The following is a 21,059-nucleotide window of genomic DNA, read 5'->3' on the forward strand; positions in this document are numbered from 1 at the left end:
TAAAAATGATACATTCAGTACATTGGTATATATCATTTTGGATAGTGGAGGTTGACAAATGAAAATTGGATTTATAGGTGTTGGGAATATGGCTAAGTCAATTATTGCGGGATGGTTGGCAAAAAAGACTTTTAGACCTGAGGATATTCTTGTACATAGTGCACATCGAAATAATTATGAAAAGTATGCAAAAGAAACGGGGGTTACTGCGTGTGACAGTAACACTGTTTTGGCTCAGGAAGCAGATATTATTTTATTGGCTGTAAAACCTTTCGTTTTAGCTAGCATAATTGATGAAATAAGTGATGTAATGAATGAAAATAAACTTATTATTTCGATGGCTAGTGGTGTTTCTTTAGCAGAAATAGAGTCACAGTTTAAAGATAAGAAAATTCCGATAATTAGAATTATGCCGAATGTAAATGTTGAAATCAATGAAGGAATGACAGCCTTTGTTAGAAATAGTTCTGTGACGGATATTGCTTATGAGCAGGCTAAAAGCTTATTTGATAGTTTGGGTCGAACATTGGAAATTCCGGAAAAGGATTTTAGTATTTTTGTGGCATTGGCAGGAAGTTCCCCCGCCTACATTTATTATTTTATAGATGCGATGGCTCGTTCTGGGGTTAAGTATGGTCTGACCAAGAAACAAGCAACAGAAATATCTGCACAGGCTGTTTTAGGAAGTGCACAAAAAGTTTTAGCAACAACAAAATCACCCATGGATATGGTTGATGATGTGTGCTCACCAGGAGGTACAACAATTGCAGGATTATTGGCGATGGAGGAAGCAGGTTTTATGACCGCAGTGGTCAAGGGGATAGATGCAACGGTTTTGAAGGATCAAGCGACTCATTGAAAAGGAGACGAAAAGATTATGACAAAGGTTTTGAAACATGCTGATATTTTTACTGGCATAGAAGAGATCAAGGATGGATATCTTCGTTTTTCTGACAAGATTGAAGCTATAGGCTCAATGGCACAATTTGTCGCTGAGGAAAACGACACGGAAGTAATTGATCTCGAGGGGAAAATAATTATTCCTGGTTTCATTGATGTTCATAGCCACGGTGGGTATAGTTTTGATGCGATGGATGGAAATCCTGCCCAAATAGATGAAATGGTAACAGACATGATTCACGAGGGTATTACGAGTTATTTTGCTACAACAATGACACAATCACATGAGAATATAGCTAAGGCTATGGTGGGCATTAGAGAAGCTGCTAGGACAAATCATGTGATTCAAGGCATCCATCTGGAAGGTCCGTTTATTTCACCTGTTTTCAAAGGTGCGCAGCCAGAAAAATATATTCAGGCACCAGATGTTGAATTATTTAACCATTGGAATGAGCTCTCAGGTCATTTAGTAAAATTAGTTACTTTTGCTCCTGAACATGAAACTTCAGCGCAGTTTGAAAACTATTGCTTGAAAAATGGAATTGTCCCATCAATCGGACATAGTAATGCTTTAAGGGAGCAACTTAAACATTCAAAAGCAAGTCACGTTACACACTTATATAACGCACAGCGTGAGTTTAAGCACCGCCAACCAGGTGTAACAGGGCATGCATTGCTTGAAGATAATATCTATTGTGAAATTATTGCTGATGGATTTCACGTTGTTCCAGATATGATCAAGTTGGCATATGAAATAAAGGGACCAAAACGTATGGAACTAGTTACTGATTCGATGAGAGCAAAAGGAATGCCAGAAGGAACATCTGAACTCGGAGGACAGAAGGTTATTGTCAAAGATCGACAAGCACGATTAGAATCTGGGAATTTAGCAGGTTCAGTATTGCAATTCCAAGAAGCATTCCGTAATATTATTGCGTATACTGGTTGTGGAATTAAAGACGCGGTCTTAATGTCATCTGTCAATCAAGCACGAGAATTTGGCTTGACTGCCAAAGGAACTCTTGAAGTTGGCAAAGATGCTGATTTGAATATTTTAACTGATAAATTAAATTTGGTAGAGACCTATAGTTATGGTAACTGCTACAAAAATTAAACATGAAAGAGGGAGTACTAATGGCATCACCTATTTATATTCAGATTCACAATGAAATTAAGCGTTCAATTGAGTCTGGGAGGTGGAGTGTAGGTGAGCGCATTCCCTCGGAACGTGAAATGGCTGTAACTTTTGGTGTTAGTCGAATGACATTACGACAAGCAGTGAAAACTCTAGTTGATGAGGGTATTCTTGAGAGACACGTTGGTTCAGGAACGTTTGTTGCTAGGCAAAAAGTTCAAGAGAAGATGTCATCAGGTGTAACTAGTTTTTCTGAATTAATGAGAGCACAAGGGAAAGCGCCCTCTAGTAAAACAATCTCTTATCATATTGCAACCCCATCTTTGAGTGAAATGGAGAAGTTAAACTTGATGGAAAAGGAACTGGTTCTTAGAATGGAGAGAATCAGATATGCTGATGAGATGCCCATCTGTTTTGAAATTGCTACAATCCCTGAAAAATTGATAAGGGAATATAGTAAAGAGGAAGTTACAAGCTCTTTATACCACGCACTCGAAGAGAGTGGTCATATAATTGGTCATGCACAGCAGACAGTTTCAGCAATGTTGGCTTCAGAACAAATCGCTGAGTATTTAGGAATTCGCAGAGGAGACGCGATTTTACGTTTACGTCAACTTACCAATTTGGAAGACGGGCAGCCATTTGAATATGTTAGAACTCAATATGTGGGGGAAAGATTCGAATTTTATTTAGAAAAATAAGATTAACATTTATATTCGAAGAATCTAAAAAGGAGGAGCTGGGTCAAAAGTAAAATTTTGATTCAGTTCCTCTATTTATTCCGTATAAACGTGTTTCATAAGTCAAAATTCTCCGTCTAACTTCGAATTACTCATAGCAAAGTATTCGCTATGTTCGTAATTTCGAGTTAGTACTCAAATTTTCCCGACTTTGTACTGCCTTAAAAAAGTTGGACATGTTTGTTTTAATTATTAGTTAGATACTGTTTACGATATTCGACTGGAGTTAATCCGTGACGCTTAAGTGAAATTCGCTGGTTATTATACCAAGCAACATAATGTTCCACTAATGTACTTAGTTCACTGAGCGAAGTAACCTTAATGCGCCTTAAACATTCACGTTTAAGCATACTGAAAAAGCTCTCAACTGGGGCATTGTCTAAACAATTTCCCTTACGAGACATGCTTTGAATGAAATGATGATGTCTTAGTTTAGCTTGATAATTGGTCATTTGATATTGCCATCCTTGATCAGAGTGTAGAATTGGTTTAGTTGTTGCGGGAATCTTTTTAATGACTGTCTCAAGGGTTTGATCGATTAAAACACGATTGGGTGTTGAACTAACTTTAGCGGCTAAAACTTCATTACTAGCCTCATCAATAACTGTCGAAATATAACCCCATTTTCCACACGTAAGTTTAAACTGACTGACGTCAGTATGCAAAACAGTATATGGTTTATGGGCCTTGAATTGTTGCTTGAGCAAGTTAGGTACCACCTGTCCAACATGACCATGATATGAGTTGTACCGACCAGAATGTTTTGAAAAAAGAGTAACTTTCAGACCCATAGAAAACATAATTTTACGAACAGTTTCTAGACAAAGTTTAACATGATGCTGTTTTAAAACAAATCTCATGCGACGATAACCATAAGTTTGATGAGAGCGGGCAAATTCTTGCCGAATAATTTGTTTAACCTGACGATATTTATCAGGCCGGTTTAGACAAGCTAAATGATAGTAATACGTCGAACGCGCAAGTCCCGCAACTTTTAAGAGCGTAATAAAGGGATAATCACGCCGCAATTCGTTAATTGTTTTAACTTTTAGTGCTATTTTTTGTTTCGAATTACGGCATCCAATTTTTTTAGATAAACATTCTCAATTTTAGTATAGGAAAGTTCCTGTTCTAAATGTCTGATTTGTTTTTGTTGTCTCTCTATTAACTGTTGTTCGGTCTTTTTCTTGGATGTTTCTTTCTTTTTCTTAACCATCTTGGGTCGTCCTATCTTAGATGAAATTACGGCTTTAATTCCAAATTGCCGCATTAATTTAAGCCAATTATAAACGACTGTGTGGCTGATATTAAAGTGGATGGCTGTTTTTTGAATACTGGTAGAATGGTTCAAGTAATATGTAATAACCGCTACCTTGAAATCATTAGAATAGTGCCGGCGTTTAAGCTGTTTAAGTCCGGTAGGACCAAAAGCTTTATAACGCGACACCCAAATTACTAATGGAGTATCACTCGGCATCTTATATTTCAGACACAGTGTGTGGAGTGAATTTTCACCATTTAAATATTCTTTAACTACTTTCAACTTAAAGCTGTAGGTATAATTACGTGTCAAAAAAGCACCTCCAAAACTTGATTTACATGTCCAAGTTTTGTAAGGCACTTCACTTATGTCACACTCCCTCTTTATCTTGTATAAACGTGTGACGTAATTCGGAATTTCTCAATTTTTGTTATTATTGTTGTATTTGAGAATTGTTAAATTAAGCTTTAAGTAACCCAAATTTTTTCAGATAAATCATGATTAAGTATTTGGGTAAAGCAAGCATTCGCCAGAACCTAGATGGTTCCTGAAATAAGCGATATAACCACTCAATATGATGTTTTTGCCAAAAAATTGGGGCACGTTTGACAGTTCCCGCTAGGACGTCAAAACTTCCACCAACACCCATCCAAATTGCAGGGGTAAGTTGTCGATACTTAGCAATGAAAAATTCTTGTTTGGGGAAACCTAATGCAACAAAAACGAAGTCGGGTTGACTGTCTTTGATTTCTGTTGCAATTTCTTGGTCATTTGTAAAATAACCATCATGGTATCCTGCAATTTTCAAAGTTGGATAATCATGATGAATTTTGTTAATTGTTTTTTTGATTGTTTCAGGTTTAGCACCTAAGAAATAAACACTTTTTTGTTCTTTGTTAGCAAATTTCAATAAAGAACCAAGTGTGTCAAAACCTGTTACTCTTTCGGGCAGAGGAGTTTTTAGGATTTTGGCTCCCTTAATAATTCCAATGCCATCAGCAGTTGTATAGTCAGCTAATTTGAGTACTGCTAGGTATTCTGGATGATCGCGGGCATACAAAACAATTTCAGGATTAGCTGTAATTACGAAACGGTTTGAATGATTTTGATTATCCAGTTTCAATTGTTCTAATAGTTCGTTATTTGTAATTTTGGTAAAATCGACACCCAAAACATTGACCTGTTCATATTTGTTTAACATAAAATACCTCTTTTTCAAAAAGACTAGCCATAGTATAACAGAAATGACGAGATTATGAAAAAGTGTTATTATAGTTCAATAGGCATTGCATAAATGGAAAGCGTTACAGCTTTTATTTTTTGTGTAAATGTGATTATAAATAAATAATATTACTCAGTTTAGCTGAGAAGAGGTAAAAAAATGGAAATGAATTATCCAGACGATAGTTATGCTCTACATACTGATGAATATCAAATCAATATGATTCAGACATATTGGCTGAAAGGAATTGATCAACGAAAAGCGGTTTTTGAACTTTATTTTAGAAAAATTCCTTTTCAAAATGGGTATGCTATTTTTGCTGGTTTAGAGCGTGTAATTGATTATCTTAATAAATTACATTTTACAAAAAGTGATCTTGAGTATCTGAGAGAATCTGGTAATTTTTCAGATGAATTTTTGAACTATTTAAAAAACTTCAAATTTTCAGCGACATTAAGAGCAGTAGTTGAAGGCGAAGTTGTTTTTAACAACGAGCCAATCTTACAAGTAGAGGGGCCCTTAGCTGATTGCCAACTTGTTGAAACGGCAATTTTAAATGTAATTAATTATCAGACACTGATTGCTACAAAGGCAGCTCGAGTGAGGTCAGTTGTTCATGAAGATGCTATTATGGAGTTTGGAACAAGAAGGGCTCAGGAGTTTGATGCAGCTATTTGGGGAACACGAGCTGCTTATATTGGAGGATTTGATGCAACCAGTAATGTGAGAGCAAGTAAAATCTTTGGAATTCCAGCTAGTGGTACGCATGCACATGCATTAGTGCAGGCTTATCGCGATGATTATGCAGCTTTTAAGGCATATGCTACTACGCACAAAGATTGTGTGTTTCTTGTTGATACCTATGATACTTTAAGAAGCGGTGTTCCTAATGCAATTAAGGTTGCAAAGGAATTGGGGAACAAAATAAATTTCTTGGGTGTCCGGATTGATTCTGGAGATATGGCATACATTTCAAAACGTGTCAGAGAACAGTTGGATGAGGCGGGATTTTCCAGTGCCAAAATATATGCTTCAAATGACCTTGATGAAAAAACAATTACAAACTTGAAGATGCAAGGGGCTAAGATTGATGTGTGGGGTGTAGGGACTAAGCTAATTACTGCATATGATCAACCTGCACTTGGAGCTGTTTACAAAATGGTAGCAATTGAAAATAGTGAAGGAATTCTAGAAGATACAATTAAATTGTCGAGTAACGCGGAAAAAGTCTCAACACCTGGGAAAAAACAGGTATGGCGTATTACTAAGAAGGCTGATGGCAAGTCTGAAGGAGATTATATTGCGTTATGGGATGAAAAACCTGCGGAAGAAAAGACTCTGTACATGTTTCATCCGCAGTATACCTATATTAATAAGAATATAACAGACTTTGATGCTCGCCCGCTTTTAAAAGATATTTTTGTGGAAGGAAAGCAAGTCTATCAAGTTCCCAGTCTGATTGAAATCAAAGAATATGCCCATGAACGGCTTGACAGTCTTTGGGAAGAATACAAGCGCGATCTTAATCCGCAAGATTACCCAGTTGATTTATCTGAGGCATGTTACAATAATAAAATGAAGATAATTAAAGAAATTCGTGAAAGTATCAATAAAAAAGCGTAAAATGATGATAGAAAACATCACATGTAATTATGTATGATACTCAAGGAGGACTTTTAGATGAGAGAGTTGCAAAGAAAGATTATCAGTGAATTATGTGTCAGTTCTGACTTTGATCCTAAAGATGAGATTCGAAAAAGTGTTGACTTTATGAAGGCATATTTAAAAAAACATGCATTCTTGAAGACTCTTGTATTAGGAATATCAGGAGGACAAGATTCAACTTTGACAGGAACATTGAGCCAGTTGGCAATTAAAGAATTGCGTGATGAAACGGGCAATAGTGAATATCAATTTATTGCTGTACGGTTACCTTATGGAAATCAGGCTGATGAACAAGATGCAATGGATGCTATCGCATTTATGAAGGCTGATAAGGTAGTGCGTGTTAACATCAAACCAGCGACAGATGCAATGGTTGAAAGCATTAAAGAAAATGGCTTGGAAGTCAGCGATTTTAACCGTGGGAATATCAAAGCTCGTGAACGTATGATTGCTCAATATGGAATTGCCTCAGCCAATAAGGGCGCTGTAGTTGGAACCGATCATGCAGCCGAAGCAGTTACAGGTTTTTATACAAAATTTGGAGATGGCGGGGCAGATATTACTCCTTTATGGCGTTTAGATAAGCGCCAAGGTAGGGCAATGCTTGAACTTCTTGGAGCTCCAGAGCACCTATACAAAAAGAAACCAACGGCAGATTTAGAAGATAATCGTCCTGCGTTACCAGATGAAGTAGCTTTAGGTGTAACCTATGAGGATATTGATAATTATTTAGAAGGACAAGATATCGATAGTGCTGCAGCTGAAAAAATTGAAGCATGGTATTTGAAGACCCAACATAAGCGTCATTCACCAATTACAGTGTATGATGAGTTTTGGAAATAAAAAATATTAGTGTGGCTAAACCATAATCTGAAATGAGCTATCAATTTGGAGGTTTAACTATGCTATTTTTTTTAAAGGAGAATGACAGTGAACAATTCAATATTAGATAAAATTGCAAAGCAGCTTAATCTGAAATATACACAAGTGCAAGCAACTGCAAAAATGTATGATGAAGGTGCAACAGTTCCCTTTATGGCACGATATCGAAAGGAAAAAACTGGCAATTTAGACGAAGTTAAAATTCGTGAAATTCTTGATAATAAGCTGCAATTAGAGAAGATCGAAAAAAGAAGAGTAGATGTTGAAAATGCAATTCAAAAACAAGAAAAGCTAACACCTCTTTTGAAGAAGAAAATTGAAGCGGCAGTTACTTTACAAGAAATAGAAGATTTGTATTTACCGTTTAAAAAGAAAAGAAGAACAAGGGCAATGATTGCCAAAGAAGCCGGAATCGAACCATTCGCTAGATGGCTGATGACGCCAGAAGCCAAAAATCCAAGGGAATACGCTACAAAATTTGTGAATCCGGCGCAAGATATTTTAGATGTAGAACAAGTTGTTGCGGGAGCCTGTGATATTCTTGCTGAAGAGATCAGTGAAAATGCGTTATATCGCACGAGAATTCGTCAAATTACCAAACAATTGGGTAAAATAATAACAAAAACCAAGAAAATAGAAGTAGATGAACAGCAAGTTTTCAAAAACTATTATGATTTTATAATACCTTACAAAAAGATTGCTAATCACCAAATTTTAGCAATTAATCGTGGTGAAAGATTGGGAATCATCAGTACAGTTATTCAAGTTGATGAAGATCAAATTTTAGACTATTTATCAGTTAGAATTGTTAAGAATAAAACAGCAGAAATCACTAAAATCTTGCGGGTGGCGATTGCTGACGGGTATAAAAGATTGATTAAACCAGCAATTGAAAGAGAACTACGGAATGAATTGACACAAAGAGCTAGTGAACATGCAATTGAAGTTTTTGGTAGCAACTTATATCATTTACTTATGCAGTCTCCTCTGAAAGGTAAATGTGTGTTAGGTTTTGATCCTGCTTATCGGACAGGTTGTAAATTAGCAGTGGTAGATGAAACTGGAAAATTTAAAAGTAAGGCGATTATTTACCCACATCAGAAAAAAAATGCGCAAAAAGATGATGATAACTGGAATAAAGCTCTTAAGCAATTTGTGGAAATTCTTGAAAATAATCGGGTAGATGTTGTTGCAATTGGTAATGGAACAGCAAGCCGTGAATCTGAGGCTTTTGTGGCTGAGGCAGTGAAGCAGACTGCGCGAACAGTCGTTTATGCTATTGTGAATGAGGCGGGTGCATCAGTTTATTCGGCCAGCAAAGTAGCGCGCGAAGAGTTTCCAGATTTCCATGTAGAAGAACGTTCTGCTGTAAGTATTGCTAGACGGTTACAAGACCCATTGGCAGAATTAGTAAAAATTGATCCACAAGCGATTGGCGTTGGTCAATATCAGCATGACTTACCTCAAAAGGAATTGGGAAGTAAGCTTGATGCAGTAATTGAAACTGCTGTTAATCAAGTCGGAATAGATTTGAATACTGCTAGTCCACAACTCTTACAAAACGTTTCAGGTCTGTCTAGTGCAACTGCAGCAAATATTGTAACTTATCGTAATGAGATAGGAACATTTAAGCAAAGAAACGAATTAAAAAAAGTACCTAGACTTGGTCCAAAGGCGTACGAGCAAGCTGCAGGTTTTTTGAGGATAGTTGAAGGCAAGAACTTCTTGGATAATACAGATATACATCCCGAGAGTTATCAGATAGCCAAAGCTCTTTTAGAAAAATTTAGGATTGCTTCTTCAGAGATTGGAAAAAGTAAGGCTACTGAAAAATTAAAAAATGTAAATATTCAACTTGTTGCTGTTGAACTTGGCGTAGGTGAAGAAACATTAACAGATATTATTGCAAGTTTGATCAAACCTGGTAGAGATATCAGATCTGATTTACCTCCAATTTTATTACGAAGTGATGTTTTGAAAATAGCTGATTTAAAGCCTGAGATGAAGCTCAAGGGCACAGTAAGAAATGTTATTGATTTTGGGGCTTTTGTTGACATTGGTGTAAAGCAAGATGGTTTAGTTCATTTATCACAGTTGAAAAGAGGATTCGTGAAAAATCCCAATGATGTTGTAGCAGTTGGAGATATTGTTGATGTTTGGGTTTTAAGTGTTGACGAACAGAGAAAGAGAATACAATTAACAATGATTTCTCCAGAGAAGAGTTGAGTTAACTTGAATAATAGGTCTTTACAGAAAATTGTTGAAAGAATCTCATTAGATTCATTTGGACAAAGCTTCGATTATAGTGCAACATTTAATAGTCGATTACGTACGACCGGTGGGAGGTATAATCTTAAGACGCACAATATTGATATAAATCCTAAGATGTTAAGTGAGCATGATGAGCTAACTTTGCAAGGTGTGATTAAGCATGAGTTATGTCACTATCATTTACACCTTAATAACATGGGGTATAGGCATAGAGATAGAGATTTTAAAAAGTTATTAGCGGAAGTGCAGGGTTTAAGGTATGCCCCTACAAATGAGTCTGTCCATGTCTATAGTTATGTTTGTACAAAATGTGACCAACTGTATGTTAGAAAACGCAGAATAGATTTGCGAAAATATGTCTGTTCGAAATGTCATAGTAGATTAAAATTGAAAAATAAATAGTGTAAAAATAAAAAAGACTTGCCCTTGAACAGAGTATTTGGTATAATTATTTCTGTTGTTGCGGGTATGGCGGAATTGGCAGACGCGTCAGACTAAGGATCTGGTGGGCGTTATAGCCCGTGATGGTTCGAATCCATTTACCCGCATCATATAGGGCCGTTCCAAAATTATATTTTGGTATGGCTTTTTTATTTATGTACAAGTAAGATATTAGTACTGCAGACTTGGATAAAGACATTGACAATTAATTGGATGATTCGATATAGGAGAATATATAAGATGCCTAGAGCCGTAAAAATAAAAGCCAGTGCACATTATGTGCCACAGCGTATAGTGACTAATGCTGAACTATCTAATTATATGGATACTTCGGATGAATGGATTCAAAAGCATACGGGAATAAAAACTCGACATTATGCTATTAATGAAAATACATCTGATCTTTGTGCAAATGTGGCTAAAAAGTTATTAGCTGAATCTGGAACAAAGGCCAGTGAAATTGACTTGATCATAGTGGCTACAATTAGTCCAGATTCAATCACACCTGCTACAGCATCGCTTGTTCAACAAAAGATTGATGCTGTAAAAGCATTTTCTTTTGATGTAAGTGTTGCCTGTGCGGGTTTTATTTTTGCATTAAGTACTGCAGAAAAATTTTTGCGACAAGGAAACTATAACAAAGCAATTGTGATTGCAGGTGAAGTGAATTCTAAAATGATGGATTTCTCTGATCGAACTTCTGCTGTTTTTTTTGGTGACGGTGCTGGAGGTGTGTTGTTGACAGCAAGTGATAATCCCGATGATGAGATGTTCATTGCTGAAAAATTGGAGACGAGTCCGGCTCCCAACGTGATTCACAGTGGGAGAATCGCACCATTAAAGGAGATTTCAAGTGACAGTTATCCCAAGATGGATGCTTTTTATCAAGATGGACGTGCAGTTTACGAATTTGTAACATCGATAGTTCCTGAGCACATAACTAATTTACTTGAGCAAAATGGTTATACAACTGCTGAATTAGAATTGGTTGTGACACATCAAGCAAATTTAAGATTAATCGAAAATATTGCACTTGGAATAAATGTACCATTAAATAAATTTGAAACAAATGTTGAGTTTTATGGAAATACTTCTTCAGCAGGAATAGCAATTGGACTGGATCGAGCACTAAAGCGTGGAGAAAGACCGCATGTTGCATTAATTTCAGGTTTTGGAGCAGGATTGTCATATGGCAGTATTCTTTTGGATTTATCGAGATTATAAAGATAGTTGATCTCGGATCAAATAAAAGAAGGGGCTGTGCCATAAGTCCTAAGTGAAAGAGCTTCACCAGAGAAAGTAATGATTTTTCTGGTGAAGCTCTTTTGGTATAATTAAAAATAAAAAAGCACCGGTTGCAGCCAGTACTTTCAAAAACAATACCCCTATAGAAAGGATAAACAAAATGTATAATAATTATAACATAAATCAGACTGTACTTAGTATCAAAACTGACTGGGAACCAAAAGAAAATCATCCTGCACGGATGATTAATCAAATAGTTGAAGACCTTAAAATTAAAGATCCCTACATCTTTGGACGTCCGCGTAAGTATGATCTGCGTGTACTTTTAAAATTAATTTTGTTTGCGTACACAAAAGGTATCTTCAGTAGTCGTCGTATTAATACCTTGGCAGAAGAGAATTTGGCAGCCCGCTGGCTGACGCAAGAACAAGTTCCAGCCTACCGAACAATTTGTCGTTTTAGAATTTCAGATGAAGTTGAGAACTTGATCAATCAATGCATTCAAAAACTAACCAAATATCTAAAGCAAAATAACTTTATTGATGAGGTTACTTTTATTGATGGAACTAAAATTTTGGCTGATGCCAATAAGTATAGTTTTGTTTGGCGTAAAAATACTGTTCGTTTTGACAAGCTTAATCGCTCTGCGATTATATCCCTTCTGGAAGAATTAAATGAAGCTAAATTTAAGTGTCAGCTCCCTGCAGAGACAGATCTTACTTTAGAAATGCTTGATGAAATTATCTTGCGGTTAGAAAATGACTTGAAAGATTTGAATAAAAAGATTGAAAAAGAACACATCTCTCCCAATCCAGACAAGTCAAGGCGTCGAAAACTAAAATCTTTAAAACGAAAACTTAAGTTACGGCAAGCTAAATTATTAGATCATAAAATGCAAACCAAAATTTATGGTAAAAGAAATAGTTATTCGAAAACAGATCATGATGCAACTTTCATGCGTATTAAGGAAGATCCAATGCTCAACGGACAGCTAAAACCGGCTTATAATCTACAAATCGCCACAAGTAAACAATTTGTAACTGCCTTTGGCATTTTTCAAAATCCAGGAGATACCAAAACATTAATTCCCTTTTTACAGCAACAGAAAGCAGCTGGAACTTTAGGTAAGTATATTGTGGCTGATGCAGGATACGGTTCAGAATCAAATTATCAATATCTTGAAGATGAACTACCTGAACATACGGCATTAATTCCATATGGTACGATGCTGAAAGAAAATAGTCGCAAATGGGAAAGTGACGACCGTAAGGTCATGAATTGGGCATATCATCCTAAAGACGATTATTTTATTGATCTGCAAGGAGTTAGATTTAGTTTTTATGCTTTCCGTAAGCGCAAAGACAAGTATGGGTTTATACGTGAATTTAAAGAGTATAAGGCAAACAAATACGATAACGATTTTCAGGTTGATAACCGAGCATTCACTAAAAGCGGAAAACCTCGTAAAATAAGTATTAATGGCACATGGGAATATTTCAAAGCTAAAGAACGCAAATTGCTTTCAAATCACCAAACTGGTTCAATTTACGGACGACGTAAAATAGACGTTGAATCAGTTTTTGGTGGATTGAAGGCTTGTTTAGGTTTTAGAAGATTTTCAGTTAGGGGGCTTGAAAAGGTAAAAAGGGAGGCTGGAATTGCCTTGATGGCAATGAATATTAGAAAATTGGTGGCGAAGAACACCAATTATAATTATTTTATAACACAAAAGAAGAGATTAGTGAAAATCAAAGAACGATTTTCACTAATCTCTTCTATTTTGAAGGACTTATGGCACAGCCCCTTCTTTTACTGTGGATAAACATTTTATAAATCAAAATTCCGTGTTCAGTTAGGAACTACATATGACAATGAACGCACCATGTGTGCAACTTTTGATTAGTAGCTAATTTTTTTACTTGACACATCATCCTACGCTTATTTTATGACTAGTAACCATAGCGGGAACGAGAGCTCGATGAGTAAGCGCCATAAGTAGAACTAGAACTTGACGAATAGGTACCATAGGTAGAACGAGAACTTGATGAAGTGGCACCATAAGTGGAACTTGAACCATAGGAACTATATATTTGACCAGCAAAAGTGGCTGTTGAAGGATTTAGTCCTAATTCGGAACGAATCTTATTGGAAATTTTTTGTTTTTCTTCTGCTGTGGCAACCTGATACGAAAGACCACCAATTGTTGCGTCTTCACCTTGGAGTACATATGATTTGATCGTTCCAGCTGCATCTTTATAATTAGTTTCAATTGTCATCATATCATTGAAAGTCAAGTCAGTTTGCATATTGTCTTTGACTGTATTTAATATTTTTTGAAAGTTAGATATAGATGTGATTGTTAGTAATTTGGAAACAATTGCTCCAATTACTTGTTTCTGGCGTTTTTGACGTCCGTAATCACCTTCTGGGTCAGTATAGCGCATCCTTGAGTACGCTAGTGCTTCATTACCGTTTAGAGTTACGGTTTTTCCCTTCGTAACATTAGCATAGCTATAGTGGAAGGTTAGAAGAGGATCAATTGAAACTCCACCGACTGCATTAACTAATTTTGATAACCCACCCATATTTACTAGTAAATAGAAGTCAATTGGAATATGAAGTGTGTTTTGCACAGTGGTAATTGCTGCAGAGGTTCCACCTATTGTATAAGCCGAGTTAATCTTATCGTAAGAATTAGACGAACCAGTAATTTTAACCTGAGTATCACGAGGAATACTTGTCAATGTTGCTCTTTTGGTTTTAGGATTAATTGTGGCTACAATTATTGTATCAGTACGGCCTTTATCAGTTCTTCCTAGGTCACCGGTATCAGTTCCTAAAAGTAAGATGGAGAAAGGTTTTTTCTTTTTCAAAACCTGAGAAACATTTCTCAGCTTTTTAACTTTTGTCTTTTGATATGTTTTATCAAGAGTTTGTTGGGCCGCCCCAAGGAGACCATGGGCATAAACTCCAGCCCCGTAAAATAAAATAAGTACTATAATAAGGCCAATTAAACTTAAAGTTCTACGTTTTTTATGAGGGGCTCTTTTGCGGTGATCGTGATTATTTTCTCTTCTCAGTGGAGACGATGCCGAAAAATCATTTTTATTATTGTTATCCATCATTAACTCCTTATCAACATTATTACAAGAATTATACTACTAAGAGTTATTAATTGAGTAGCATAACTTAAAATTAAATTTTTTTTAAACTATTTTCGATATTCAAAGAGAATAAGTTAATTAGAAAACGGAGAAAACTTTCTTATAAGTTGTGATATACTGATGAATGTTTACATAGGAAAGAATGAAGAAAGAGATGAGAATATGGAAGTTTTTGAGCACAGTATTTCTGGTGTGCTAGTAATATTAGTGATGATAGTATTAGGGTACATTTTGGCAGAACGCGGCTGGTTTGGCGAAAACTCAACTAAATTAATTGCTAGATTAGTGACGCAAATCGCATTACCATGTTATATGGTATCAACGATTACGATGAGGTTTAACGCCAATGACTTGTCTAAAATGTTGCCAGATTTGAGATTTCCAGTCATTTCAATGGTTATATTGATGGCACTCGCATTTGCAATTGTAAAGGTATTTAGGATCCGTAAAAGTCACGCGGGCCTTTTTTCATCAATGTTTTTTAATTCGAATACAGTTTTTGTGGGTTTGCCAATTAATCAGGCTCTTTTTGGTGATGATAGTATACCTTACGTATTAATCTATTATATGGCAAATACTACAATTTTTTGGACGTTGGGTACATACTTAATTCAACGAGATGGTGGATTAAAAACGCAATTAGATTGGAAAAAAACAGTAGGCAAAATTTTTTCTCCACCACTCATGGGATTTATCGTGGGTGTTATTTTGGTTTTATTAAAAGCAAAATTGCCACTATTTATAAAATCTGATTTGGATTATATTGGTAATTTAACTGTACCACTCTCAATGTTATTTATCGGAATCTCAGTCTCACATGCGGGGCTTAATCACCTTGCGCTGCACAAAGATAATCTATTGGTATTAATGGGACGTTTTTTGTGTGCACCTGCATTGATGTTCGTGCTTGTTATGCCAGCAGATATGCCCGTTTTGATGAAGCAGGTTTTTATTCTTCAATCGGCTATGCCAGTGATGACAAACGCACCAGTTGTCGCGAATTTGTATGGCGCAGATTCTGATTATGCTGCGGTGATGGTTACAGAAACAACGCTAATCTCACTTGCGGTTGTTCCGATTTTAATGTTAGTAACGCAAAGTATTTAAAAAGAAGGGTAATTGTGAAAAAAACAATAATTTATGTGTTAATATCAACTTTTATGTTCAGTTCAATGGAAATAGCATTGAAGGTTGCCGGTGCTACTTTTAATCCAATTCAATTAAATCTTATCCGCTTTTTTATAGGCGCACTGGTGTTACTGCCGTTTGCGAATAAAGCTCTGAACGCAGATCAAAGAAAATTGGGGAAGGATGATTGGTACTTATTTTTTCTCACAGGTTTTCTTTGTGTAATTGTCAGTATGTCACTTTTCCAATTGGCAGTTGTGGCAACCAAGGCTTCTACCGTTGCGGTTTTATTCAGTTGTAACCCTGTATTTGCTTTAATATTTGCATTTATTATTCTACGAGAACGTTTAGGAAGAGCAAACCTGATTGCTGTAGTGATATCTATTTTAGGATTGATTGTAATTATCGATCCACTTCATCTTACTAGACCAGTTGGAATTATTTTGGGTGTTTTAGCAGCGGTAACTTTTGGCTTTTATTCAATTGTTTCACGTTATGGATCTAAAAAAATGGGCTTAAATGGAATTGTAATGACCTGCTATACATTTATAGCAGGAACTATTGAATTATTCCTACTCTCATTAATCACGCATATACCAGTTATTGCTGATTATTTAGGGAGCGTTCCAAGTTTAAAAACCTTCAAAGATCTGCCGATTTTGCAAAATATAACAATTGGTTCTTTGCCAATGTTACTTTATCTAGGTGTTTGTGTCACAGGTGGTGGGTTTGCATTTTATTTTCTTGCAATGGAGAATTCAAATGTTTCAACCGCTTCGCTTGTATTTTTTATAAAACCTGGACTAGCTCCAATTTTGGCGGCAATCTTAATTGGGGAAAAGGTAACGGTTTTAACGATTATTGGAATTATGATTATCTTGTTAGGTTCAGTTGTAACCTTTGTAGGTAATCGTGTAAAGGAAGAAACGATAATTCCTAAGAATTAAATATCATTTATATATTTCAAAACTAGAAGGAAATTGTTACTTAAGGTGACACAGTTCCCTTCTTTTTTGTTGTGTAGAGTTAATTAAGTCCACTAAAAGAGTCGTTATATTGAGGTATAAGAATAAAAAAATTAAAAGTTATTAAAATATATGCATAAGAAGGACAGAATGCTTGTGATTGCTGTTTGTAACTTTTGAAATATTAATGTAACAAAAGTGACTATAAACGCTATTCTTGAGCTGATTTTGTAAATATAATGTAATGCTCATTATTGTTCAAGCGTGGTAGAATTATTCTTGTAGTTAAATCGTATAAAAAATTTAAAAAAATAGCATTTAATCAAATGTCAGAGGTGTATGTCAGTGGAACATAATTTAATTTCGAAAACTGTACTTGTAGTTGCTTCACTTGTAACAGTTGTTGGTTTAGGAACACATGCTTCAGCTTCAGATACTGCAACGCAAATTAGCGATGTTAATCAAAAAATTTCTGATACTCAAAAATTAGTAGATGATAGTCAGAAAAAACTTTCAAAGTTACAAGATCAGCAATATTCAGATTCAGTTGAGATTTCCTCATTGACAAAGAATATTAATGCTAGAAAATCGCATTTGGCTGAACAAGCACGTTCAGCTCAGCAAAATGATACAGGTAGCTTGATTGAATTCTTAACAGACTCAAAGAGCTTTAGTGATGCAATTGATCGTGTTGCAACTGTTGCAACCATGGTGCAAGCTAATAATCAAACTTTGCAAGATCAAAAAAATGATCAAGCAAAAGTTGCAGCTGATAAAAAGCAGGTTGATGAATCTGTCGCAGCTCAAAAAAAGACGAGTGAAAAATTACGAAATGATATGGCTGATTTGGCAGTTCAAAAGATTCAATTGAAAGTTAAAAAGGCTAACGAAGATGCTACAAAGAAACAAGCCGAAGAGGCTCTGGCAGCAGCTCAAAAAGCAGCAGCAGCAGTTAAGGCTGCTAAGAGCAACACAGAGGCTAACAATGCTTTAGCAACAGCTACAAAAGCTGTATCAACGGCTTCTACTGATAATAACAGTAATACAACCGCTACGAGCACTAATACGAATAACACTGCTTCAAATAATTCTGCAACTGTAACACAAACAGCATATACAACAACGAATTCTGCTACAACGACCTCAGCGTCCAATTCAAGTGTAGATACAAGTTCTGTTGTTGCAGCTGCAGTATCTCTGACAAAGTTGAATATTCCTTATGTTTGGGGCGGTCAATCTTTATCAGGAATGGATTGTTCAGGTTTGACAGCATATGTTTATGCTAAGTTCGGGGTATCGTTACCACATAATACAGTGTCTCAAGAAGGCTATGTTACATATGAATCTGTTTCGCAAGCACAACCAGGTGATTTATTATTCTGGGGTGGTAAAGGAAGCTCATACCATGTAGCAATTTATATTGGAAATGGACAGTACGTTCATGCACCAACAACAGGTCAAGTGGTACGTATCGGGACAATCTCAGGCTATACACCTTCGTTTGCAGGACGTTTGAAGTAATAAACTTTTTAATTAACTGACATTTGATTAATACAGAGGCTGGGTCAATATTTATTTTGACTTAGTCTTTTTGTTATATACAACTCATTCTTTGGTTTGAATTTTGAATAGTACCAACTAATTAGTCTTCCTACAAATAAACTATTCTATATTAAAAAAGTCTGATATGATAAAGACATTATGCAAGGCTGTCAGAGGAGAGAAAAACATGGTTAAATTAGTTTTACTAAGGCACGGACAAAGTACTGCAAATTTGGCAAATGAATATACTGGATGGTCTGATTCACCATTGACCTTGGAAGGAGAGCAACAGGCAATAAAGGCGGGTAACCTTCTAAATGAGGAGAGAATTATCTTTAGTGAATTGCACACATCTATTCTTACACGTGCAATTAAGACCGCAAATATTGTACTTGATTGTATTAATCAAAGTAACATTCAAATTGAAAAAACTTGGCGACTAAATGAAAGACATTATGGTGCTTTAAGAGGATTAAATAAGCAATGGACAAGGGAAGTTTATGGAAAAAAAGAAGTTGCATTGTGGCGGAGAAGTTTTACTACTGTTCCTCCAAGAATGGACAAACCTGATGAGGAGGATAGACGATATTACGCATATCCAAAGTCGATTTTACCGTTAGCTGAAAGTTTAAAGAATGCTTCTGACAGAATTATTCCATATTGGGTGGACAACATTGCTCCTAAGTTAATTCACCAAAAAAATCAAATTATTGTGGCTCATGGCAGCACATTAAGGGCATTAATCAAGTATATTGAAGAAATCAGTGATTCAGAAATAGATGGAGTTGAAGTGGAAAATGCAATTCCAATTGTTTATGAACTGGACAACAGATTAAAAGTTATTTCTAAAAGAGAACTACGATAATTTTTTTGAGGTACCTATAAGCTGATTAAGGAAAATTGAGATGCAATCAAAGAGTTAATGTGAAATTAGTATGTATTCCTAAGAGTACTTTTGAATATAAATAGAGGAGCTGAATCAAATTTCTGATTCAGCTCCTCATTGTTTACAATATTCTGTTTCAGTTAATCATGTTGCAAGTTAAGTTTTTAGTTAACCTAAGTCATAACTTTTAGATAGAAATTAATGATTTATGCTAAAGCACCCATTGGATCCCAAGGGGCAAGGACTTTTGGTTCTTCATTGAGAACTTCTTGTAATTCTTTGGAAAGAAATTTCTTATTGACTACAATCTGGTAGCAATATTCATCCATCCAGTCATTACTCATAACAAAAAATCCATTTGTACCGACTTTTTTGCCCCATGAATTTTCAACCTTCCATTTGGTTGGTTTATCATCAACAAGGTCAACACCAGTTAAAACCATGGCATGAGTCATAAGACTTTCACCATAGTCTAATCTTTCAGCCTTAGAAATACTCAAATCAATATCAAACAATTCATCCTTATGATATAGTTCAGTGTCCATGATTCCTTTTTGACGGTCAGAAGATTGACCCACATCACAACCAAACCATACACTTTCACCGCTTTGAAGTTGTTTTACAGCAACATTACGGAAAGTTTCCATATCAACATTCAAGTGACGAACCTGACGTCCGTCGACAACATTACCAAGCATTTCAACAGTGTACATGTGGTTGTAAGGTTTATCAGTTGTTGGTCCGTTAATGATTGAAACATAATCGTCTAAGTTCCAACCAACATACTTATTAAAGAAGTCAATAGGAGTAATGTTACGGTCGATATGGTAGTTCTTATCTGAGTCACGATATTCAAAGTCAAAATGAGCAGGTGGCTCACCAAAACTATAAGCAAGCATGCGATAAGCATCGTCGAGCATCTTTTCTTTAGTATCTTCAATTTCTTTTACTGGTACCTTTTCTGCAACTAATTTACGTAAGGTGACAGCATCTTTGCGTAATTTTAAGTTGAATGTGCTATTAAATTCGCGCGAAGCAGAAGAATTAAATGTTTCAGGCATGGCTGATTGAGGAACTATACCATATTTTTCAATGATAGCTACAATCATATCCCATTGACCACCATCTTGTTGAGGGGTTGTCATCAAAAAAGCAACCTTGCGATCTGATGTTGGTAAGTCAGCAGTTGCGATTACATTCTCATAGAAGTAATTAGCCTTTTCAAGTTTATCCCAGAAAAAGGTATAATTTTGTGAAAGTTCAAAGTCCTTAGGTACATTAAACTTATTCTTCATATCATGGCGCATTGTATTTAGTGCTGCAAACATCCAACAACGGCCAGATTGCTTCTGATTAGCAACATCTCCTGTATCCAAATCAATTGAAAAAACAGGTGTCATATTAACTTCAGAGCGGTAATCGGCTGAGGTTGTATAAATTCCGTTTTTGGTAACAGCACGTTCAAGTACTTTATGCTCTGGATGACTTTCAAGAGATTTTTTGAAATTTGATAATTGTTGATGCTCGATAGCTTTGCTCACTATTGTCACTCTCCTTAAAAAGATATAAGAACATTATATGATAAAAGAAGTAATGCGTAAACCTTACTATT

18 protein-coding genes and 1 tRNA gene are annotated in these 21,059 nt (G+C 35.7%); 14 read left to right on the forward strand and 5 right to left on the reverse strand.

Annotation, left to right across the window (positions count from 1 at the left end):
- Nucleotides 1–58: 58 nt before the first annotated feature.
- From proC to G6O70_RS05310, 3 genes are read left to right on the forward strand one after another with little or no spacing between them, the layout of a single operon-like run.
- Complete coding sequence (gene proC, locus G6O70_RS05300; RefSeq protein WP_057870435.1) at nt 59–859, forward strand: pyrroline-5-carboxylate reductase; 801 nt, start codon at nt 59–61, stop codon at nt 857–859.
- An 18-nt stretch (nt 860–877) separates the two neighbouring features.
- Entirely contained in the window at nt 878–2,014 is a 1,137-nt protein-coding gene (nagA, locus tag G6O70_RS05305; RefSeq protein WP_057870434.1) for an N-acetylglucosamine-6-phosphate deacetylase, read from the forward strand.
- A 20-nt stretch (nt 2,015–2,034) separates the two neighbouring features.
- Complete coding sequence (locus G6O70_RS05310; RefSeq protein ID WP_057870433.1) at nt 2,035–2,736, forward strand: GntR family transcriptional regulator; 702 nt, start codon at nt 2,035–2,037, stop codon at nt 2,734–2,736.
- Between the two features lie 224 nt (nt 2,737–2,960).
- On the opposite strand, the gene G6O70_RS05315 is transcribed toward G6O70_RS05310, so the two are convergent.
- The 3 genes from G6O70_RS05315 to G6O70_RS05325 form a co-directional block, all read right to left on the reverse strand.
- Complete coding sequence (locus G6O70_RS05315; RefSeq protein ID WP_219934266.1) at nt 2,961–3,803, reverse strand: IS3 family transposase; 843 nt, start codon at nt 3,801–3,803, stop codon at nt 2,961–2,963.
- A gap of 26 nt (nt 3,804–3,829) precedes the next feature.
- A complete protein-coding gene (locus G6O70_RS05320; protein WP_219934304.1) occupies nt 3,830–4,348 on the reverse strand; it encodes a helix-turn-helix domain-containing protein in 519 nt (172 codons plus the stop codon).
- A 148-nt stretch (nt 4,349–4,496) separates the two neighbouring features.
- On the reverse strand, nt 4,497–5,237 hold the full coding sequence (locus tag G6O70_RS05325; RefSeq protein WP_057870374.1) for a WecB/TagA/CpsF family glycosyltransferase: 741 nt from the start codon (nt 5,235–5,237) through the stop codon (nt 4,497–4,499).
- Between the two features lie 180 nt (nt 5,238–5,417).
- Here G6O70_RS05325 and G6O70_RS05330 point away from each other — a divergent pair, with 180 nt between their 5' ends.
- From G6O70_RS05330 to G6O70_RS05360, 7 genes are all read left to right on the forward strand, one after another.
- Nucleotides 5,418–6,881 (forward strand): nicotinate phosphoribosyltransferase, encoded by a 1,464-nt coding sequence (locus tag G6O70_RS05330; protein WP_057870375.1) that lies wholly within the window; start codon nt 5,418–5,420, stop codon nt 6,879–6,881.
- Nucleotides 6,882–6,938: 57 nt separating this feature from the next.
- Nucleotides 6,939–7,766 (forward strand): ammonia-dependent NAD(+) synthetase, encoded by an 828-nt coding sequence (gene nadE, locus G6O70_RS05335; RefSeq protein ID WP_057870376.1) that lies wholly within the window; start codon nt 6,939–6,941, stop codon nt 7,764–7,766.
- Nucleotides 7,767–7,853: 87 nt separating this feature from the next.
- The gene (locus G6O70_RS05340; protein ID WP_057870377.1) at nt 7,854–10,031 is read left to right on the forward strand and encodes a Tex family protein; all 2,178 of its coding nucleotides are present in this window, start codon (nt 7,854–7,856) and stop codon (nt 10,029–10,031) included.
- Nucleotides 10,032–10,037: 6 nt separating this feature from the next.
- Nucleotides 10,038–10,478 carry a SprT family protein gene (locus tag G6O70_RS05345; RefSeq protein WP_057870378.1) on the forward strand — a complete coding sequence of 147 codons (441 nt, stop codon included), beginning with the start codon at nt 10,038–10,040 and terminating at the stop codon, nt 10,476–10,478.
- Nucleotides 10,479–10,538: 60 nt separating this feature from the next.
- Nucleotides 10,539–10,624 (forward strand) — tRNA-Leu (locus G6O70_RS05350).
- Between the two features lie 133 nt (nt 10,625–10,757).
- A complete protein-coding gene (locus G6O70_RS05355; RefSeq protein WP_057870379.1) occupies nt 10,758–11,741 on the forward strand; it encodes a beta-ketoacyl-ACP synthase III in 984 nt (327 codons plus the stop codon).
- A gap of 181 nt (nt 11,742–11,922) precedes the next feature.
- Complete coding sequence (locus G6O70_RS05360; protein ID WP_219934305.1) at nt 11,923–13,584, forward strand: IS1182 family transposase; 1,662 nt, start codon at nt 11,923–11,925, stop codon at nt 13,582–13,584.
- A 127-nt stretch (nt 13,585–13,711) separates the two neighbouring features.
- Here G6O70_RS05360 and G6O70_RS05365 read toward each other — a convergent pair whose 3' ends face one another.
- Nucleotides 13,712–14,884 carry an LCP family protein gene (locus G6O70_RS05365; RefSeq protein ID WP_057869673.1) on the reverse strand — a complete coding sequence of 391 codons (1,173 nt, stop codon included), beginning with the start codon at nt 14,882–14,884 and terminating at the stop codon, nt 13,712–13,714.
- A 204-nt stretch (nt 14,885–15,088) separates the two neighbouring features.
- Between G6O70_RS05365 and G6O70_RS05370 the strand changes: the two genes are divergently transcribed.
- The 4 genes from G6O70_RS05370 to G6O70_RS05385 all read left to right on the forward strand — a co-directional run bounded on the left by G6O70_RS05370 (nt 15,089) and on the right by G6O70_RS05385 (nt 19,426).
- On the forward strand, nt 15,089–16,033 hold the full coding sequence (locus tag G6O70_RS05370; protein WP_057869674.1) for an AEC family transporter: 945 nt from the start codon (nt 15,089–15,091) through the stop codon (nt 16,031–16,033).
- Between the two features lie 14 nt (nt 16,034–16,047).
- Nucleotides 16,048–17,001, forward strand: a complete 954-nt coding sequence (locus G6O70_RS05375; protein ID WP_057869675.1) for a DMT family transporter — start codon at nt 16,048–16,050, stop codon at nt 16,999–17,001.
- Between the two features lie 357 nt (nt 17,002–17,358).
- Nucleotides 17,359–18,540, forward strand: a complete 1,182-nt coding sequence (locus G6O70_RS05380) for a C40 family peptidase (RefSeq protein WP_233419155.1) — start codon at nt 17,359–17,361, stop codon at nt 18,538–18,540.
- A 208-nt stretch (nt 18,541–18,748) separates the two neighbouring features.
- A complete protein-coding gene (locus tag G6O70_RS05385; protein WP_057869677.1) occupies nt 18,749–19,426 on the forward strand; it encodes a 2,3-bisphosphoglycerate-dependent phosphoglycerate mutase in 678 nt (225 codons plus the stop codon).
- 227 nt (nt 19,427–19,653) lie between these two features.
- On the opposite strand, the gene G6O70_RS05390 is transcribed toward G6O70_RS05385, so the two are convergent.
- Nucleotides 19,654–20,988, reverse strand: coding sequence for a C1 family peptidase (locus G6O70_RS05390; RefSeq protein ID WP_057869678.1), 1,335 nt, complete (start codon nt 20,986–20,988; stop codon nt 19,654–19,656).
- Nucleotides 20,989–21,059 lie beyond the last annotated feature (71 nt).

The sequence above is a fragment of the Liquorilactobacillus hordei DSM 19519 genome (genome assembly GCF_019443985.1).
In the GTDB taxonomy this organism is placed as follows: domain Bacteria; phylum Bacillota; class Bacilli; order Lactobacillales; family Lactobacillaceae; genus Liquorilactobacillus; species Liquorilactobacillus hordei.

Coding starts and splice junctions, on each gene's coding strand:
- proC (WP_057870435.1), top strand. CDS start 59: ATGAAAATTGGATTTATAGGTGTTGGGAATATGGCTAAGTCAATTATT.
- nagA (WP_057870434.1), top strand. CDS start 878: ATGACAAAGGTTTTGAAACATGCTGATATTTTTACTGGCATAGAAGAG.
- G6O70_RS05310 (WP_057870433.1), top strand. CDS start 2,035: ATGGCATCACCTATTTATATTCAGATTCACAATGAAATTAAGCGTTCA.
- G6O70_RS05325 (WP_057870374.1), bottom strand. CDS start 5,237: ATGTTAAACAAATATGAACAGGTCAATGTTTTGGGTGTCGATTTTACC.
- G6O70_RS05330 (WP_057870375.1), top strand. CDS start 5,418: ATGGAAATGAATTATCCAGACGATAGTTATGCTCTACATACTGATGAA.
- nadE (WP_057870376.1), top strand. CDS start 6,939: ATGAGAGAGTTGCAAAGAAAGATTATCAGTGAATTATGTGTCAGTTCT.
- G6O70_RS05355 (WP_057870379.1), top strand. CDS start 10,758: ATGCCTAGAGCCGTAAAAATAAAAGCCAGTGCACATTATGTGCCACAG.
- G6O70_RS05360 (WP_219934305.1), top strand. CDS start 11,923: ATGTATAATAATTATAACATAAATCAGACTGTACTTAGTATCAAAACT.
- G6O70_RS05365 (WP_057869673.1), bottom strand. CDS start 14,884: ATGGATAACAATAATAAAAATGATTTTTCGGCATCGTCTCCACTGAGA.
- G6O70_RS05370 (WP_057869674.1), top strand. CDS start 15,089: ATGGAAGTTTTTGAGCACAGTATTTCTGGTGTGCTAGTAATATTAGTG.
- G6O70_RS05380 (WP_233419155.1), top strand. CDS start 17,359: ATGTCAGTGGAACATAATTTAATTTCGAAAACTGTACTTGTAGTTGCT.
- G6O70_RS05385 (WP_057869677.1), top strand. CDS start 18,749: ATGGTTAAATTAGTTTTACTAAGGCACGGACAAAGTACTGCAAATTTG.